Source organism: Sphingopyxis selenitireducens (genome assembly GCF_051550705.1).
Classification (GTDB): domain Bacteria; phylum Pseudomonadota; class Alphaproteobacteria; order Sphingomonadales; family Sphingomonadaceae; genus Sphingopyxis.
In genome coordinates this window covers 75,469-91,367 of sequence record NZ_JBPULG010000004.1, presented here as the reverse complement: position 1 = coordinate 91,367, position 15,899 = coordinate 75,469, and the positions used below count along the sequence as shown (strand labels likewise).

General features: G+C 66.7%; 17 protein-coding genes. 13 read left to right on the top strand and 4 right to left on the bottom strand.

Going from position 1 to position 15,899, the window contains the following annotated elements; all coding sequences use genetic code 11:
- Window positions 1-62: 62 nt before the first annotated feature.
- From ACSYDV_RS13790 to ACSYDV_RS13770, 5 genes are all read left to right on the top strand, one after another.
- A complete protein-coding gene (locus ACSYDV_RS13790) occupies window positions 63-1,139 on the top strand; it encodes a type III polyketide synthase (RefSeq protein WP_438324798.1) in 1,077 nt (358 codons plus the stop codon).
- 3 nt (window positions 1,140-1,142) lie between these two features.
- Window positions 1,143-1,856 carry a methyltransferase domain-containing protein gene (locus tag ACSYDV_RS13785; RefSeq protein WP_438324394.1) on the top strand — a complete coding sequence of 238 codons (714 nt, stop codon included), beginning with the start codon at window positions 1,143-1,145 and terminating at the stop codon, window positions 1,854-1,856.
- Entirely contained in the window at window positions 1,853-2,947 is a 1,095-nt protein-coding gene (locus ACSYDV_RS13780; RefSeq protein WP_438324393.1) for an NAD(P)/FAD-dependent oxidoreductase, read from the top strand. The genes ACSYDV_RS13785 and ACSYDV_RS13780 overlap by 4 nt, the downstream gene beginning before the upstream one ends.
- 273 nt (window positions 2,948-3,220) lie before the next feature.
- Complete coding sequence (msrB, locus tag ACSYDV_RS13775) at window positions 3,221-3,619, top strand: peptide-methionine (R)-S-oxide reductase MsrB (RefSeq protein ID WP_438324392.1); 399 nt, start codon at window positions 3,221-3,223, stop codon at window positions 3,617-3,619.
- Window positions 3,620-3,692: 73 nt separating this feature from the next.
- Window positions 3,693-5,882, top strand: a complete 2,190-nt coding sequence (locus ACSYDV_RS13770) for a transglycosylase domain-containing protein (RefSeq protein ID WP_438324391.1) — start codon at window positions 3,693-3,695, stop codon at window positions 5,880-5,882.
- A 3-nt stretch (window positions 5,883-5,885) separates the two neighbouring features.
- On the opposite strand, the gene ACSYDV_RS13765 is transcribed toward ACSYDV_RS13770, so the two are convergent.
- The 3 genes from ACSYDV_RS13765 to ACSYDV_RS13755 are packed head-to-tail and all read right to left on the bottom strand — an operon-like array spanning window position 5,886 to window position 7,691.
- The gene (locus tag ACSYDV_RS13765; RefSeq protein WP_438324390.1) at window positions 5,886-6,617 is read right to left on the bottom strand and encodes a M48 family metallopeptidase; all 732 of its coding nucleotides are present in this window, start codon (window positions 6,615-6,617) and stop codon (window positions 5,886-5,888) included.
- Entirely contained in the window at window positions 6,598-7,047 is a 450-nt protein-coding gene (locus ACSYDV_RS13760; protein WP_438324389.1) for a YcgN family cysteine cluster protein, read from the bottom strand. The genes ACSYDV_RS13765 and ACSYDV_RS13760 overlap by 20 nt, the downstream gene beginning before the upstream one ends.
- The gene (locus ACSYDV_RS13755; protein ID WP_438324388.1) at window positions 7,044-7,691 is read right to left on the bottom strand and encodes an SCO family protein; all 648 of its coding nucleotides are present in this window, start codon (window positions 7,689-7,691) and stop codon (window positions 7,044-7,046) included. The genes ACSYDV_RS13760 and ACSYDV_RS13755 overlap by 4 nt, the downstream gene beginning before the upstream one ends.
- 84 nt (window positions 7,692-7,775) lie before the next feature.
- Here ACSYDV_RS13755 and ACSYDV_RS13750 point away from each other — a divergent pair, with 84 nt between their 5' ends.
- The 4 genes from ACSYDV_RS13750 to ACSYDV_RS13735 all read left to right on the top strand — a co-directional run bounded on the left by ACSYDV_RS13750 (window position 7,776) and on the right by ACSYDV_RS13735 (window position 10,798).
- Window positions 7,776-8,402, top strand: coding sequence for an ankyrin repeat domain-containing protein (locus tag ACSYDV_RS13750; RefSeq protein WP_438324387.1), 627 nt, complete (start codon window positions 7,776-7,778; stop codon window positions 8,400-8,402).
- Between the two features lie 68 nt (window positions 8,403-8,470).
- Window positions 8,471-9,748, top strand: coding sequence for a 3,4-dihydroxy-2-butanone-4-phosphate synthase (gene ribB / locus ACSYDV_RS13745; protein ID WP_438324386.1), 1,278 nt, complete (start codon window positions 8,471-8,473; stop codon window positions 9,746-9,748).
- Window positions 9,748-10,173 (top strand): 6,7-dimethyl-8-ribityllumazine synthase, encoded by a 426-nt coding sequence (gene ribH, locus ACSYDV_RS13740; RefSeq protein WP_438324385.1) that lies wholly within the window; start codon window positions 9,748-9,750, stop codon window positions 10,171-10,173. The genes ribB and ribH overlap by 1 nt, the downstream gene beginning before the upstream one ends.
- Window positions 10,166-10,798: a hypothetical protein gene (locus ACSYDV_RS13735; RefSeq protein WP_438324384.1), complete on the top strand. Its 633-nt coding sequence runs from the start codon at window positions 10,166-10,168 to the stop codon at window positions 10,796-10,798. The genes ribH and ACSYDV_RS13735 overlap by 8 nt, the downstream gene beginning before the upstream one ends.
- Window positions 10,799-10,922: 124 nt before the next feature.
- Here the strand turns inward: ACSYDV_RS13735 and ACSYDV_RS13730 are convergent, their stop codons facing one another.
- The gene (locus ACSYDV_RS13730; RefSeq protein WP_438324383.1) at window positions 10,923-12,008 is read right to left on the bottom strand and encodes an alkene reductase; all 1,086 of its coding nucleotides are present in this window, start codon (window positions 12,006-12,008) and stop codon (window positions 10,923-10,925) included.
- Window positions 12,009-12,121: 113 nt separating this feature from the next.
- Here ACSYDV_RS13730 and ACSYDV_RS13725 point away from each other — a divergent pair, with 113 nt between their 5' ends.
- From ACSYDV_RS13725 to feoB, 4 genes are read left to right on the top strand one after another with little or no spacing between them, the layout of a single operon-like run.
- On the top strand, window positions 12,122-13,036 hold the full coding sequence (locus ACSYDV_RS13725; RefSeq protein WP_438324382.1) for a DMT family transporter: 915 nt from the start codon (window positions 12,122-12,124) through the stop codon (window positions 13,034-13,036).
- Window positions 13,037-13,041: 5 nt separating this feature from the next.
- Window positions 13,042-13,707, top strand: coding sequence for a COQ9 family protein (locus ACSYDV_RS13720; RefSeq protein ID WP_438324381.1), 666 nt, complete (start codon window positions 13,042-13,044; stop codon window positions 13,705-13,707).
- Between the two features lie 56 nt (window positions 13,708-13,763).
- Window positions 13,764-14,012, top strand: coding sequence for a FeoA family protein (locus ACSYDV_RS13715; RefSeq protein WP_438324380.1), 249 nt, complete (start codon window positions 13,764-13,766; stop codon window positions 14,010-14,012).
- A complete protein-coding gene (gene feoB, locus ACSYDV_RS13710) occupies window positions 14,009-15,871 on the top strand; it encodes a ferrous iron transporter B (protein WP_438324379.1) in 1,863 nt (620 codons plus the stop codon). The genes ACSYDV_RS13715 and feoB overlap by 4 nt, the downstream gene beginning before the upstream one ends.
- Window positions 15,872-15,899 lie beyond the last annotated feature (28 nt).

Here is a 15,899-nt window from a genome sequence, read left to right as displayed (position 1 = left end):
AGCCCGCGGGGCGCTTATCGGCTGGCCTGCCCCCCGCTTTTGCGCCAAGGTGTCGCATGACCATGAAGCCGCCCGCTGCCTGGCTCAACGCCCTCGCCTCCGCGGTGCCCGGGCACGACATCCACCAAAGTTTCATCGACTGGGCCGCGCCGCGCATCGCCGATGAGCGGATGCGCGCGATCTTTGCCCGCATGGCGGCGCGGTCGGGGATCGATCATCGCTGGTCGGTACTGCCCCCGGCACCGGGCGGCGGATCGCTTATCGCACCGGGCGGGTTTTACGGCGACCCCGCCCTGCCCCCGACCTCGGCGCGCATGGCGGCCTATGCCGAACACGCCCCCGATCTTGCCATGCAGGCGATCGCGGCGCTTGGCGACGCATGCGACCCCGCGCGCATCACCCATATCGTCGCGGCGAGCTGCACCGGCTTCGTCGCCCCCGGGATCGACCAGATCATCGCCAAGCGGCTGGGTCTTTCCCCCACCGTGGAACGCGTGCTGATCGGCTTTATGGGCTGTTACGCCGGGGTCACCGCGCTGCGCACCGCGCGGCATATCGTCCGGTCGGAGCCGGGCGCGGTCGTGCTGGTGGTGAGCGTCGAGCTGTCGACCTTGCACCTTTCACAGGCCGATGCGGCCGAGCCGCTGTTGATGATGCTGCAATTCAGCGACGGCGCGGCGGCGGCGATCGTATCGGCCGACGCGCATGGATTAGCGCTCGGCGAAGGCGCCAGCCTCGCGCTTGAGGACAGCGCCGACCTCATTCGCTGGGATATTGGCGACAGCGGCTTTGCGATGCAGCTGTCGGGTGAAGTCCCCGGCCGGCTGCGCGAGGCGCTGAGCGTCCCGGCGGTCCGCGCGCAATTGTTCGGTGCGGGCGATCCCCCGCCTTTGCTGGCGGTCCATGCCGGCGGGCGATCGGTACTCGATGCGGTCGAACATGCGCTGGAGGTTCCCGCAGACGCTCTCGCCGACAGCCGCGCGGTGCTCGCCCACTTCGGCAATATGTCGTCGGCGACGATCCTGTTCGTACTCGCCGACATGATGGCACGCGGAGCAAAGGGCGAAGGCGTCGCGATCGCGTTCGGTCCCGGCCTTGCCGCCGAAGCGATCCGCTTCACCGCGCCCGAGGCACCATAGAACATGACCCCCTTCGCCAGCCTTCGCATGCCGATCGCGGCAGAGGAGGAGATGGACGCCGCCGAGCTTTCCCCCGCACGTTATGCCAAGGTGCTAAACGACCTGTCGCGGATCAATGCGTTGACGCTGGCGGCGCGGCCGACCCTGGGCTTTCTGGACCGGGTGCGCGCACGCGGCGTCGGCGACCGGCCGTGGCGTATTCTGGATGTCGGATTCGGCAGCGGCGACATGCTGGCGCGGATCGCGCGCTGGGGCGACCGGCGCGGCGTGGCGCTCGACCTCGCCGGTATCGACCTCAACCCCAAAAGTGCGCCCGTCGCCGACGCCCGCCTGAATGGACGAGCGCGGTTGATCACGGGCGATTATCGGGATCTGGCGGAGCAGGGATGGGACATCATCCTCTCCAGCCTCGTCACCCATCATATGAGCGCCGCCGAACGCAGCAGCTTCCTGCGTTTTATGGAGCAAGAAGCGGCGCGCGGCTGGCTGGTCAACGATCTTCATCGCCAGCGCCTGCCCTTCGCGGGTTATCCCCTGCTTGCGACGCTGGCGCTGGTCGATCCGATCGTGCGCCGCGACGGTCAGCTGTCGGTCGGTCGCAGCTTTCGCCGCGCCGAATGGCAGGCGATGCTGACCGGCGCGCTGCCGGGGTGCGCCGGGGCGGCACGCATCTTTCGCAGCTTTCCTTATCGGCTGTGCGTCGAGCGCATCCGGTGAAACCCGATGCGATCGTCGTCGGCGCCGGTCCCGCCGGAGCGGCGGCGGCGGTCGGCCTCGCGCACGCCGGGGCGAAGGTACATTTGCTCGAACGCGCGCGCGAAACGGGCGACGCACTGTGCGGCGGATTTCTGAGCTGGCAATCGCTCGCGCGATTGGAGGCGCTGGGGATCGCGCCTGAAACGCTGGGCGGGCAGGTGGTGCGATCAGTACGGCTGTTCGCCGGCCGGCGGCACAGCGAAACGCCGCTTCCCGACGCCGCCATGGGGGTTTCGCGACATCGGCTCGACAGCGCGTTGCAGGCGGCCGCCGTCGCGGCGGGCGCCGGGCTGGAACGGGGTGTGCATGCAACGGCGATCGAAAACGGCGCGGTGCAGACGCGCGATGGCGCCATGCTGTCCGCGCCGTCGCTGTTCCTCGCGGCGGGAAAGCATGGATTTCGCGGTTTTCCTCGCGAACCGGCGGCATGGCAACAGCGCGACCCGGTGATGGGCCTGCGCCTGCCGATGCCGCAAAGCGCCGCACTCGACCGGTTAATCGGCGACGCGGTCGAGCTTCATCTGTTCGACCGCGGCTATGCCGGGCTCGTCCGGCAGGAAGGCGGCCGCGCGAACCTGTGCCTTGCCGTCCATAAATCGCGGCTCGATGCGGCCGGCGGTCAACCTGCGGCGCTGCTGCGCGCGCTCGGCGACGCGCATCCGATGCTCGGCGAGCGGCTCGCCCATGCCGACTGGACGCACCATGTCGATGCGATCGGCCATGTTCCCTATGGCTGGCGCACGCGCGATACCGCGCCCGGCCTGTTTCGCCTCGGCGATCAGGCGGGCGTCATTCCCAGCCTTGCGGGCGAGGGAATGGGGCTGGCACTCGCCAGCGCCGAAGCCGCAGTGGCGGCATGGCGTCATGAAGGATCAGCATCGGCGCCCGCTTTTCAGCACCGGCTCGCGGCACAGATGCGGCGCCCCTTTGCCCTCGCCAACCTGATATGGCGCATCGGCGAAACGCCGCGCTCGGCGGCGGCGCTGGTTGCGATGGCGCACCATGCCCCGCGCATCGTCCGGTTTGCCCTGGGCGCGACGCGCATTGGATAAAGGAATTCGCGCAGAGGCGCAGAGCACGCAGAGAAGAGTGAAAATGGCGGCAAAGCCGCCTGAAGATCATTCACGTCAAGGGCGCCCACGTCCCTACTACATCCAACCGATCCACAGCCAACCGATCCTCTTCCTCCGCGCGAACCTGAATCTCTGCGTCCTCTGCGCCTCTGCGCGAATCCTCTCTTCCCCCCAGCACCGTCAGCAGACTTGCAGCATCGCAGCGCCGGTCCGATATAGTGACCTGAATGATTGGCACAGGAGATTGCCCCCATGTCCGACGACCGCACCCTCGACCCGATGGCCCATCATGTGCTGCGCGAAGGCGGCACCGAGCGCGCCTTCACGGGCAAATATACCGATCATAAGGGCGACGGCATGTATCGCTGCGCCGGATGCGGCACCCCTTTGTTCGACAGCCGCACCAAATATGACAGCGGGTCGGGCTGGCCAAGCTACACCGCACCCGCCGCCGACGCGGCGGTTACGGAACTGACCGACAGCAGCCATGGCATGGTTCGCACCGAAGTGCGCTGTGCATCGTGCGAAGGTCATCTCGGCCATGTCTTCCCCGATGGCCCCGGTCCGACCGGGCTGCGCTATTGCATCAACAGCGCAGCGCTTGACTTCGAGGGACGCGCACCGGAAGAGGCGAAGACGGGCGAAGACTGAACCACAGTTTTCGCGGGGTTGACGCATCAGGGGCGCAATCGGGGCCAGTCCCTTTAGGTAAGGAATACGGGCTTTGCGCCGCGAACGACAGCAAGCATCGTCGGGAAAATCGCCATCATCGGGTAAAGGACGGGGATCGTCGGGTTCGCCCACGCCCCCGCGCTGGCGCGTCTGGCTCCGCCGGCTCGTCCGCTGGGGCATCGGCTTTGCGGTCGTCGGCCTGATCGCGCTGGGTATTGCGGTCGGCATCGCCGTCCAGCGCATGCCGAGTTTCGAAGAGCTCAAGAAATCGCCCGCCGGACAGACGATCCGCCTGCGCGCCGCCGACGGCACGGTGTTCCTGTCGCTTGGCCCCAATTACGGCCGCTGGCTGGGCCTGAGCGAAACGCCGCAGGTGATGCAGGATGCGATGGTCGCGGTCGAGGACCGGCGCTTTCGCTATCATCCGGGGGTCGACCCCGTCGGGATGGTTCGCGCCGCGGCCGTCGCCGCCAAAAATTACGGCAGCGGGCGCCGCATGCAGGGCGCATCGACGATCACCCAGCAGCTCGCGCGCAACATCTTCCTGTCGAACAGCTACACCTTCACCCGCAAGCTGCGCGAAATGGTGCTGGCGATGGCGCTCGAATGGAAATTCTCTAAGGACGAGCTGCTCGAGCTTTATCTGAACAAGGTTTATTTCGGCGGCGGCAGCTATGGCATCGACGCCGCGTCGAACAGCTTCTTCGGTCATAGCGCGACCCAGATGTCGCTGTCCGAAGCCGCCGTGGTCGCCGGGCTGGTCAAGGCGCCCTCGCGCTACTCGCCCACCGCCGACGCGCAAGCCGCACTCGGCCGCGCCGGGGTCGTGCTGGACGTCATGGTCGACGCCGGAGTGATCACGCGCGCGCAGGCCGACAGCGCCGAGCCCGCCAATGTTCAGCTCGCCAAGGAAACCGGACAGAATAGCGCACGTTATTTCACCGACTGGGCGCTGCCCCAGCTCGACATGCTGATCGACGAGGGCGCCGAAGCGCTTGACGTCTATACGACGATCGACCTTGGCATGCAGCGTGCGGCGACCGCGTCGATCCAGGCCAATACGCCGAAGGGCGTGCAGGGCGCGCTCGTCTCGCTCGACCGCGACGGCGCGGTGCGCGCGATGGTCGGCGGCACCGACTATGTCACCTCCAACTACAACCGCGCGACGCAGGCGCTGCGCCAGCCCGGATCGGCGTGGAAATTGTTCGTCTATATGGCCGCGCTCGAGTCGGGGTATAAGGTCGACGATCAGGTGGTCGACGAGCCGGTGACGATCAACGGCTGGTCGCCCCGCAACTCGTCGGGACGTTTTTCGGGCCCGATGAGCCTGCGGACCGCCTTCGCCTATTCGGTCAACACGGTCGCGGCAAAGCTGGGCGACGAGGTCGGCTTTTCCTCGGTCGCCAATATGGCGCGCCGGTTTGGCATCACGACCCCGATCAACACCCAGCCGTCGATGGTGCTGGGCAGCGCCGAAACGCGCGTGATCGACATGACCGCCGCCTTTGCCGCCGTGTCGCGCAAGGGCGTGTCGGTGCAGCCCTATGGCATCACCAAGGTGACGACCGCCGACGGCGGCCTGCTCTATCAGCGTCCCGCGACAAACGGACAGGTGCTCGTCGACAATTGGGTCGCCGCGGGGATTACCGACCTGCTCCAGACCGCCGTCGCCACCGGCACCGGCAGGGCAGCGCAGATCGGTCGCCCCGTCGCGGGCAAGACCGGCACGACGTCGAGCAACAAGGACGGCTGGTTCCTCGGCTTTTCGAGCGGCATCACCACCGGCGTGTGGATGGGCCGCGACGATGCGAAACCCGTCGGCGGGCTGCAGGGCGGCCGCGCGCCGGCGAAAGCCTTTGCCGATTATATGCGGGTCGCGGTGGCTCGCCGCCCGGTCGAGGCGTTCGATACCGAAGTGAAATTGCCGGAGTGGCAGCTGGAGGAAGAAGGCGACGCCTATTTCGGGGCGCCCGAGGATGGCGCGCTGGTCGATGAAAATGGCATGCCGATCGAGCTGCCCGCGACCGCGCCGGTTCCGAACAGCGACCCCGAGGCCCCGCCGCCGTCCGAAACGCCCGACGACGGCCCGGTGCTGAACCAGCAATGGATCGAGGAACAGACCGGACGCCGCTCATCCGGTGAGAATAATGGCGCGGCGCCCAAGAACGGCGCGCCGCCGAGGGCTGCACCGCCAGTTGTAAAGGCGCCGTCCCAAAGGACGCCGCAGGGCGACAATAACTAAGGTTCAGGCCGCGAAGCGATAGCGGTGGAGGCCGCGCCCTTCGCGGCGCAGCCAGCCGCGCGCTGCAGCGACATCGCCGTCGTGCAATTCATCGACGAGCGCGTGAAAATCGGGGCCATGGTCCATGTGCCGCAGATGCGCGACTTCGTGCGCGACGGTCGCGCGGCGGACATGGTCGGGCGCCATCACCAGCCGCCAGCTGTAGCGCAAATCGCCGGTCGCGGTGCAACTTCCCCAGCGGCTGCGCGGATCGCCGATCCCGACACGCCCGACCGCGAGCCCCGCCGCGCCCGCAATCTCGCGGCTCTCGCGCTCCATCAGCTCGAGCGCCTGCGCCTTCAGCCAGCGTTCGATCCGCCGTCCGATGGTTTCGGCGGGCCCACCAAGCGACAGGCGATCGTCGCTCAGCCGCACGGTGCGCGGCGCCGACGGAGCCCAGTCGATATGGCGGTCGATCCCGAACAGCGGCACTGCGGCGCCGGGGCCGACGATCACCGGCGCCATCGCCTTGCCGACCTGTTCGGCCAGCCATTCCTGCTGTTCGGCCGCCCATTTGAGCGCGCGTGCGGCATTGGCACGGCGCGGCAAGGTCAGCCGAAGCTCCCCGCGCGCTGAATCGAAGACCAGCCGATAGCGGCGCGATTGGGCGTGATGGACGAGCCGGACCGGCCACGGTTCATCGCCAACCCGGATGTGCGGGCCGTCGGGCGCGAAGTCAGACGATGCGTTCGACAAGATGATTCTCGAGCGGGCCCGCCATATCCTCGCTGACCGTCCAGCCGACGATCGACTCGCCGGCGCGATGCACCGCGTCGCGATCGCCGCACACCAGATAATGCCATTCGGGAAGCGGCCGATTCTCGGCGCGCAGGCGATAGGCGCAGCTTTGCGGCAGCCATTCGATGTCGTAAACCTTGGCCTTGGTCAGCGTCAGGCAATCGGGGACATGACGGCGGCGATGCTTATAGTCGCCACAGCGCGCTGTTTTGAGGTCGAGCAGGCGGCAGGCGACATTGGTCGGATAGATGCGGCCCGTGTCCTCATCCTCAATCTTGTGCAGGCAGCATTTGCCGCAGCCGTCGCACAAGGCTTCCCACTCGCCGGCATCGAGGCTGGCGAGCGGCGCTTCCCAAAAGGGGCGCCCGCTCGCCCGGCCGGGCGTCATTTCACCCACTTCGCCAACTCGGCGGCGACCGCCGCGGGCGCGCCCTCGTCCTTTTCGGTCGACGGATCGTCGAGCGGCAGCAGCGCGAGCGGCTTGCCGTCGGGGCCCATCAAAAAGGCGAGCTGGCTATGTGCCATCAGATAGCGATCGGGCGCCGCCCCCTCGACCTTGTGATAGGTGACGACATAGGCCTTCGCCGCCGCCGCAATCTGTTCAGGGGTGCCAGTCAGGCCGAGGAGGCGCGGGTGATAGCGCGCGACGAAGGGCTTGAGCGCCGCGGGCGTGTCGCGCGCCGGATCGACGGTGATAAACAGCGGCGCAATCTTCGCCCCGCGCGCCGCGTCTTCCTTTTCGAACTGCGAAAGGCCGCGCATCAGCTTTTGCAAATCCACCGGACAAATGTCGGGGCAAAAGCTGTAGCCGAAATAGACGAGGCGATACTGGCCCGCGAAATCCGCATCGCTGACGGTCTTGCCATTCTGGTCGACGAGCGTGAACGGACCGCCGATCCGCGCGCCTTCCAGCGGCGGGCGGGCATCGGTCTGGGTCGCCGAAGGTCCGTTGCAACCGGCGAGCGCGGCACCAAGAATCAGCAGCAGGCTTGAACGAGCGAGCTTTTGCCCCATAATTGCAATATTCATCATGCGCCCAGCCTTGGTCGGCTGGCCGCCGAAAATCAACCTTTGTCGTCGCGGATCGCGGCGTGCATGCTCCAGGATCGCTCGACTATGTTCCGACGCGCTGAAATTCGTCTCGCCTCCCTCCTTCTCGCCGTCGCGATGGCGGCCGGTGTGGGAAGCGCCGTCCCTGCGCAGGCTCAGTTCCGCGGCGGCTATGCCTTTTTGCAAGCGGTCGAGAGCCGTGACGGGACCAAGGCGACCGACGCGCTGAAGGAGGATGCGGCGCTGGTCAACACGCGCCACCCCGACAATGGCGAAACCGCGCTGATCATCGTCACCAAGCGCCGCGACATCAACTGGGTGCGCTTCCTGATCGGCAAGGGCGCCGACGCGGGGATCGGCGACCGTCAGGGCGTCACGCCGCTGATGCACGCCGCGCTGCTCAATTTCGCCGATGGGGCCCAGGAATTGCTGGAGCGGAAACCGCCCGTCGATCAGACCAACCGGCGCGGCGAAACCGCGCTGATTCTGGCGGTGCAGTCGAAAAATGTCGCGATGGTCCGCCTGCTGGTCCGCGCCGGCGCCAACCCCGACAAGGCCGATCATATCGCGGGCATGTCGGCGCGCGATTATGCCAAGCGCGACGACCGCACCGGACAGCTGATCGCGCTGCTCGATGCCAAGGCCGATGCGGCGCCGACGCGCGAGTTCGGACCGACGTTCGGACCCAATTGACCGGCGCGCCCATCGCGCAATGTGATATCTGGATTGACAATCACATTTCAGTGTGAGACATCATTTGCATGTCCACACAGCTCATCGACCGTATCCGCGCCATCGTCGACGACGGGACCATGTCCCGTTCCGGCCTGGCGCGCGCTGCGGGCCTTCACGCCAATAGCCTGCGCGATCTGGAATCGCCCGGCTGGAACCCCACCGCCGACACGCTGCGCAAGCTGGAAAACTGGCTCGCGCATGGCAGCGACCTGTCGCCTATGGCGACGCCCGAAGAAATTATCGCCGAGGCGCGCAACGGCCGGATGTTCATTCTGGTCGATGACGAGGATCGGGAAAATGAGGGCGATCTGGTCATCCCGGCGCAGATGGCGACCCCCGACGCGATCAATTTCATGGTCACCCACGGCCGCGGCCTCGTCTGCCTGACGCTGACCCGGCACCGCGTCGAGGAACTGGGGCTCGAATTGATGAGCCGCAACAATGGCACGCGGCACGAAACCGCCTTCACCACGTCGATCGAGGCCCGCGAAGGCGTCACCACCGGCATTTCGGCGGGCGACCGCGCACGCACCGTGTCGGTCGCGATCGACGGCGGGAAGACCCGCGACGACATCGTCACCCCCGGCCATATTTTTCCGCTGATCGCGCGCGACGGCGGCGTCCTCGTCCGCGCCGGCCACACCGAGGCGGCGGTCGACATCAGCCGGCTTGCCGGACTCAACCCGTCGGGCGTGATCTGCGAGATCATGAACGACGACGGGACGATGGCCCGCCTCGACGACCTCGTCCCCTTCGCACGGCGCCACGGCCTGAAGATCGGCACCATCGCCGACCTGATCGCCTATCGCCACCGCAACGACCGGCTGGTCGAATGCGTGTCCGACGAGCCGTTCGAATCGGATTATGGCGGCGAATGGCGGCTGAAATCCTATCGCAACAAGATCGACGGCACCGTCAATCTGGTGCTGCAAAAGGGCGCGGTCGATCCCGAAGGCGTGACGCTGGTGCGCATGCATCCGGTGTCGATCTTTGACGATATCATGGGCCATCCCGGACCGAAGAAGCGCCGCCTGCAGCGTTCGATGGAAGCCGTCGGCGAAGCCGGCGCAGGCGTCATCGTGATGCTGATGCGGCCGCTGCCCGGCTCTGCCGCCGCCGAGGCGCTCCCCGCGCCGACCGGCGGCATGGACCTGCGCACCTATGGCATCGGCGCGCAGATTCTCGCCGACCTGGGGGTCCATGCGATGGAATTGCTCACCCCCACCCACAGCAATATCGTCGGTCTCGAAGGCTATGGCCTGTCGATCGTCGGCGAACGTCCCATTCCCGGAGAGAGCGAATAATGGCGCATGTATTGATCGCAGAAGCCCGCTTCTATTCGCACCTCAACGACATGATCCTCGACGGCGTGCGCAGCGCGCTGGAGGCCGAGGGGCATAGCCACGAGACGGTGACCGTTCCCGGCGCGCTCGAGCTTCCTGCCGCCATTTCGCTCGCCGCCGACAGCGGGCGCTATGACGCCTATGTCGCATTGGGTGTCGTCATCCGCGGCGAAACCTATCATTTCGAAGTCGTGTCGAACGAAAGCGCGCGCGGCATCATGGCGCTGACGCTTGATGGCCTTGCCATCGGCAACGGCATCCTGACCGTCGAGGATGAAGAACAGGCGCTTGCGCGCGCCGACAAGACGCGCAAGGATAAGGGCGGCGAAGCGGCAAAGGCCGCGATCGCCATGCTGGCCCTGAAGGAACAATTCGGCATTGGTTGATCGCCCACCCCCCAGCCGGTTTTCCGTCGTCGAGCGCGGCGGACGGCTGGTGGTGATCGACAGAGAGACCGGCCAGACGCCGCCGACTGCGGCCGAACGCATGGCCGCCCATGATCGCAGAACGGGCGTCGAGTCCGTCCGGCCCGCGGGGGCGGGCGCCTCCGCCGCCATGTCCGCCGCAACGCGCACCGAATCGGCACCAAGCGCGCGACCTGTACCGGCGCAGCAGAAGGCAGCGCCAACAACCCCCAAGGCCCGGTCCGGCAAACAGCCATGGAGCCAGCCGCCGACCGACCGGCCGGCCCTGAAGTCCGATGCGGCGCCCGCGCGAAGCCCCGCCCGCTCCGCGCCGCAGACCGGCAGCGCGCGCAAGACGATCGTCACCGGCAAATGGTGGGATGCCAAGGGGCCGCGAACGATCGAATTGGGGCCGCAAGGTCAGGCGAAGCTCAGCAGCGGTTTCGTGACGCTCTTCATCGCCCTGTTGTTCGCCGCAATCGTGGCGCTGGTTGTCGAACCGATTTTGCTTTTCGTCGGCGCCTTCCTGATGTTCCAGTTCGGCGGCAAGATATTGGCGCCGATCGGCGCAAGCCTCGTCGACAAGGCGCTCGCCGAGAAGGGCTAGCCGGGCGGCACCGCTATGGTTGCGTCATTGCGAGGAGCCGAAGGCGACGCGGCAATCTCCAGCGCCCGACCATAGTCGACGCCGATGGCTGGAGATTGCTTCGCTACGCTCGCAATGACGGAAATCAGGCTTCGACCAGCGCCGGATAATCGGTGTAACCGACCGGCCCCGGCGAATACCAGGTCTGCGGATTGTCGGCCGACCACTCCGCCCCATGTTTGATCCGTTCGACCAGATCGGGATTGCCGATGAACGGACGTCCAAAGGCGATTGCGTCGGCAAGCCCGCTGGCAAGCGCCGCTTCGGCCTGTGCAACATCATAGTCGCTGTTGAGGATCAACGGCCCCTTGAACGCCTGACGGATCGCCGGCGACTGCTTTGGTACGTCGGTCTTGCCGAAGGTGCCGTCGGGACCGGGTTCGCGCAATTCGAGGAAGCCGATGCCGAGCGCGTCGAGCGCGGCGGCCGCCACCGGGAACAGCTTTTCGGGCGCGCTGTCGTCGACGCCCTGCGTCTCGCCATTGGGCGACAGGCGAACCGACACGCGATCCTTGCCCCACACGCCGATCAGCGCTTCGGTGACTTCGCGCAGCAGGCGGATGCGGTTTTCGACCGGACCGCCATAATCATCGTCGCGCAGGTTCGACCCGTCGCGCAGAAACTGGTCGATCAGATAGCCATTGGCACCGTGGAGCTGGACCCCGTCGAACCCGGCGCGCTTCGCATTTTCGGCGGCCTTGACATAATCGGCGATCACGCGCGGGATTTCATCGAGGCGCAGCGGCCGCGCCACTTCATATTCGAACCGGCCGACCGGGGTATGCGCCTTGCCCGGCGCCTGTGTGGCCGACGCCGAAACGGGTGGCTGGCCATCGTTGAAGACCGAGTGAACGACGCGCCCCATGTGCCACAGCTGCGCGACGATACGCCCGCCAGCTGCGTGGACCGCTTCGGTCACCGGCTTCCAGCCTTCGACCTGCGCGTCGGTCCACAGCCCCGGTGCCGAAGGCCAGCCGAGCCCTTCCTGCGAAATGCCGGTGGCTTCCGAAATGATCAGCCCCGCCGAGGCACGTTGGCGATAATAGTCGCGCGCGAGTTCGTTGGGGACGAACCCCGGCCCGGCACGGCCACGCGTCAGCGGCGCCATGATGATGCGGCTCGGCGCCTCGATGGCGCCCAGCGAAATCGGATCGAGCAGTGATATCGTCATAAAAACTCCACTGGAGACTTTCCCCGCGACGTCCCGACCGGTCGCCGCTATGTGCCCCGAAGCTATGGACGCTCCACCCCCGGGGCAACAGTGGGTAGCAAAAGAAAATCTATATGACGACCAAGGATCAGGGCTTTGACGCAGCAGGTGGCGCACCGTCGTTCGCTGCAAGCCGCTGGGCTTTTGCCGCTTTGCTCGGCGGCAACATCGCGCTGGCGGTGGGCGCGGTTTTCGTGCGGCTGGCCGATACCGGACCGATTGCGTCGGCATTCTGGCGCATGGCGCTCGCACTGCCGGTGCTGGCCTTTTTCGCCTGGCGCGAAAGCGGCGGGCGTGCACCACCGCGCGGCAGCATCCTCATCGCGGTCGGGGCGGGCATTTTCTTCGCGCTCGATCTGATGGCCTGGCACCTCGGCATCCTCCAGACCAAGGTCGCCAACGCGACCTTGTTCGGCAATTGCACCAGCCTGCTGCTCGTCGTGTGGGGCATCGTCCAGATGCGCCAGTGGCCGCGCGGCTGGCAGGCCGTCGCCATCATTCTGGCTTTCGCGGGATCGGCCATCCTGATGGGCCAAAGCTATGAATTGTCGCCCGCCTATCTCGCCGGCGATATGCTCAGCCTGCTCGCGGGGATCCTCTACACCGGCTATGTTCTGTTGATGCAGCGCGTGCGCGGCACGCTGGGACCATGGACCGCGCTCAGCCTTTCGTCGGCCGCCTGCGTGCCGCCGTTGCTCGGAACCGCGCTCATCCTTGGCGAGGCGGTGATGCCGCACGACTGGACCCCGATCATTCTCCTCGCCCTGTCCAGCCAGATCATCGGGCAAGGGCTGCTCATCTGGGCGCTGCCGCGCTTTTCGCCGCTGATCGTCGGATTGACCCTGCTCATCCAGCCCGCGGTCGCGGCATTGGCGGGCTGGTGGGCGTTCGGCGAACTGCTCGGCCCGATCGACATTTTCGGCGGGATGATGGTCGGCGCCGCGCTGGTGTTGATTAGGTTGCCGAGCCGCCGCACACAGCCTATCTGAAGCGCATGGCCTCGATCCTTCCCGCCGACCCGACCCTCGACGAAATCCGCGCCGCGCTCGCGCCGCTGATCGCGGCGGGCGCCGCCTTCGACGGCTTTGGCGCCGCGGCGCTGGACGACGCGGCCGGACGGCTGCGAATCGACGCCGATGTCGCGCGGCTCGCCTTTCCCGGCGGCGGCCGCGACATGGTCGATGCCTGGTTCGCCGACATCGACGCCGCGATGGCCGAACGCTGGCCTGCGGAGAAACTCGCCGAACTCAAGATTCGTCAGCGTATCCTGACCCTCGTCGAAACGCGGATCGACCTGCTCGCGGATCATCGCGAATCGCTGCGCCGCGCGCTCGCCCTGCTCGCGCTGCCGACCAATGCGCCGCACGCCGCAAAGCTCGGCTGGCGCGCCGCAGACCTGATGTGGCGGCTCGCCGGTGACACCGCAACCGATTATAATCATTACAGCAAACGTGTGATCCTCGGTACCGTCTACGCCTCAACGATGGCGGTATTCCTGAACGACGAGAGCGAGAATTTTACCGATACCCGCGCCTTCCTCGCGCGCCGGATCGACGCGGTAATGCGTTTTGAAAGCTGGAAGCACCGCCGCGCCGCGCGCAGCATCGAACGCCCCAGCCTTGCGCGCTTCGTCGGGCGGCTGCGCTACCCCGGGCGGTAATCATAAAATACGAAGCGGGGGTGGCGCTCGCCTGCCGTAATTGATAATCGCTCGCAATGACTGCTTTGCTTGATAGGGCGCCGCTGGGCGTCGCGGTGCGGATCGCCCGCATTGATTGGGACGCCATGTCGCATGACGAAGGACGGCGCCTGCGCGAATTCGGGCTGTTCGAAGGGTGCGAAATCACCCCGCTCCATCGCGGCAGCATTTTTTCGCGCGATCCCCTCGCGCTGACCATCGGACGCATGAAAGTGATCATCCGCGCGCGGCAGGCCGCCGCCATCACCGTGGAGCCGGCAGCATGACCGGCGCCATCCCCTCGATCGCGCTCGTCGGCAATCCCAATGCCGGCAAGTCGAGCCTGTTCAATGCGCTGACCGGCGCGCGGCAGAAGATCGCCAATTATCCCGGCGTCACCGTCGAGCGGAAGGCGGGGCATGCGAGCTTTGCCGACGGCCGCCCGATCGCGCTGATCGACCTGCCCGGCACATACAGCCTGACCCCGTCGAGCCTCGACGAGGCGGTGACGCGCGACGTCATCCTTGGCCAGCGCGAGGGCGAGAAGCGCCCCGATGCGCTGGTCGTGGTGCTCGACGCCGCGAACCTCGACAATCATCTCTGCTTCGCGCTCGAGCTGCTCGCGCTGAACCTGCCGACGGTCATCGCGCTCAACATGGTCGACCTCGCCGAGCGCGACGGGCTGACGCTCGACGCCGCGCGCCTGTCGAAAGAGCTGGGCGTCCCCGTCGTGCCCACCGTCGCGGTGCGCAAGCGCGGCCTGACCGAGTTGCTGGCCGCGGTCGATAGCGCGATCCTGTCGCATCCCGCGCGCGAAGTCTCCGCTCCTGCCGAAGCCAATGACGCGTCGCTGCACGATCGCGCACGCGCGATTGCCCGCGCGGCGATCCTCGACGAAACGCCGATCCGCCGCTGGACCCAGCGCGTCGACAATATCGTCCTCCACCCGGTCGCGGGCCTCGTCATCCTGCTCGCGCTGATGTTCGTGATGTTCCAGGCGGTCTATGCCGCCGCCGAAGCCCCCGCGGAATTCCTCGAAGGCGGAATCGGTGTGGTCCAGCAATGGGTGGTCGCGACCTTCCCCGACAATTTCCTGCGCGGGCTGGTCGTCGAAGGCCTGCTCGCGGGGGTCGGCGCGGTCGTCGTCTTTCTGCCCCAGATCTTGATCCTCTTCCTCTTCATTCTGCTGCTCGAGGCGTCAGGCTATATGACCCGCGCCGCATTTCTGATGGACGGGTTGATGGGCAAGGTCGGATTGTCGGGACGCGGTTTCATCCCCTTGCTGTCGAGCTTTGCCTGCGCGGTTCCGGGCATCATGGCGACGCGCGCAATTCCCGACGAGAAGGACCGGCTGACGACGATCCTGATCGCGCCGCTGATGACCTGTTCGGCGCGGCTTCCGGTCTATGCGCTGATCATCGCCGCCTTCATTCCCAATACGACCGTCGGCGGGACCCCGGTCGGGTTGCAGGGGCTGGTGCTCTTTGGCCTTTATCTCTCCGGGATCGTCGGCGCGCTCGTCGTCGCCTATGTCCTGCGCCGCACCGTGGCGAAGGGCGCCGCGGCGGGCTTCATGATGGAAATGCCGCGATACCAGATGCCGCGATTGCGCGACATCGCGATCGGCCTGTGGCAGCGCGCATGGATCTTCCTGCGCCGCGCCGGAACGATCATCGCGATGACCACCGTCGTCCTGTGGCTGCTGCTCACCTTCCCGCAGGCACCCGAGGGCGAAAGCCAGGTTGAATACAGCATCGCCGGACGCATCGCGACGGGGCTGGAAGTCGTCGTCAAGCCGATCGGCTTCAACCACGACATCGCGCTCGCGCTGATCCCCGCGATGGCGGCACGCGAAGTCGCCGTGTCGGCGATGGCGACCGCCAATGCGATCGATGCGGGCGACGATGAAGAAGCAATGGCGCAGTCGCTGGGCGAACGCCTGCAGGGCAAATGGAGCCTTGCCACCGCGCTCGCTTTCCTCGCCTGGTTCGTCTTTGCGCCGCAGTGCATTTCGACGATCGCGATCACCAAGCGGGAGACCAATGGGTGGAAATGGCCGATGTTCATGGTTGGCTATTTGTTCCTGCTGGCCTATGCCGCTGCGGGTATCACTTACTGGACAGCCGTCGCCTTCGGCCTTGGCTGATCCCCCATCTCAATAGCGGAGCGGAGCG

Coding starts and splice junctions, on each gene's coding strand:
- ACSYDV_RS13720 (WP_438324381.1), top strand. CDS start 13,042: ATGGCCTCGATCCTTCCCGCCGACCCGACCCTCGACGAAATCCGCGCC.
- ribB (WP_438324386.1), top strand. CDS start 8,471: ATGTCCACACAGCTCATCGACCGTATCCGCGCCATCGTCGACGACGGG.
- ACSYDV_RS13750 (WP_438324387.1), top strand. CDS start 7,776: ATGTTCCGACGCGCTGAAATTCGTCTCGCCTCCCTCCTTCTCGCCGTC.
- ACSYDV_RS13760 (WP_438324389.1), bottom strand. CDS start 7,047: ATGACGCCCGGCCGGGCGAGCGGGCGCCCCTTTTGGGAAGCGCCGCTC.
- ACSYDV_RS13730 (WP_438324383.1), bottom strand. CDS start 12,008: ATGACGATATCACTGCTCGATCCGATTTCGCTGGGCGCCATCGAGGCG.
- ribH (WP_438324385.1), top strand. CDS start 9,748: ATGGCGCATGTATTGATCGCAGAAGCCCGCTTCTATTCGCACCTCAAC.
- ACSYDV_RS13790 (WP_438324798.1), top strand. CDS start 63: ATGAAGCCGCCCGCTGCCTGGCTCAACGCCCTCGCCTCCGCGGTGCCC.
- ACSYDV_RS13755 (WP_438324388.1), bottom strand. CDS start 7,691: ATGATGAATATTGCAATTATGGGGCAAAAGCTCGCTCGTTCAAGCCTG.
- ACSYDV_RS13785 (WP_438324394.1), top strand. CDS start 1,143: ATGACCCCCTTCGCCAGCCTTCGCATGCCGATCGCGGCAGAGGAGGAG.
- feoB (WP_438324379.1), top strand. CDS start 14,009: ATGACCGGCGCCATCCCCTCGATCGCGCTCGTCGGCAATCCCAATGCC.
- msrB (WP_438324392.1), top strand. CDS start 3,221: ATGTCCGACGACCGCACCCTCGACCCGATGGCCCATCATGTGCTGCGC.
- ACSYDV_RS13725 (WP_438324382.1), top strand. CDS start 12,122: ATGACGACCAAGGATCAGGGCTTTGACGCAGCAGGTGGCGCACCGTCG.
- ACSYDV_RS13715 (WP_438324380.1), top strand. CDS start 13,764: ATGACTGCTTTGCTTGATAGGGCGCCGCTGGGCGTCGCGGTGCGGATC.